Source organism: Mycobacterium angelicum (assembly GCF_002086155.1).
Taxonomy (GTDB): Bacteria; Actinomycetota; Actinomycetes; order Mycobacteriales; family Mycobacteriaceae; genus Mycobacterium; species Mycobacterium angelicum.
On record NZ_MVHE01000264.1, the window covers coordinates 1 to 544 of the forward strand.

Here is a 544-nt window from a genome sequence, read left to right on the forward strand (position 1 = left end):
TGTCTTCGGTTGAGGTGGTTGATGAGGTTGAGGGTGCGCGGTTGGATGTGCTGGGTAATCGGGCGGCGCTCAGCGGTGCGGGGTCGGGGTTGGGGTCGATCCCGGAGTTGTTTGGTGCTGTGGTGGGGCGTAGTCCTGAGGCGGTTGCGGTGGTGTGTGGTGGTGAGCGGCTGACGTATCGGGAGTTGGAGGGTGCGGCTAACCGGCTGGCGCAGGAGTTGGTTGGTAGTGGGGTGGGGCCGGGGTGTGTGGTGGCGCTGTTGGTGGAGCGTTCGGTTGCTGCTGTGGTGGCGATGTTGGCGGTGCTCAAGACCGGGGCGGCGTATGTGCCTATTGATCCGGGGCATTCGGATGCCCGGATCGGGTTTGTGGTCGCTGATGCGGCGCCGGTGGCTGCGGTGGTCACGGCGGATCTGGCGGGGCGGCTGTCAGGCTATGGGTTGCCGGTAGTGGTGGCCGATGCTGTTGGGGGGCAGGGTGATTCGGTTCGGGAGTTGGTGTTTCCGGCCGGTGATGATTTGGCCTACGTCCTTTACACCTCGGG

At 65.1% G+C, this 544-nt stretch carries 1 protein-coding gene; it reads left to right on the forward strand.

Annotated elements, in window-relative coordinates; all coding sequences use genetic code 11:
- Window positions 1-14: 14 nt before the first annotated feature.
- Window positions 15-544: AMP-binding protein (locus BST12_RS29320; protein WP_245850630.1), on the forward strand; the 530-nt coding region annotated here is incomplete at its 3' end.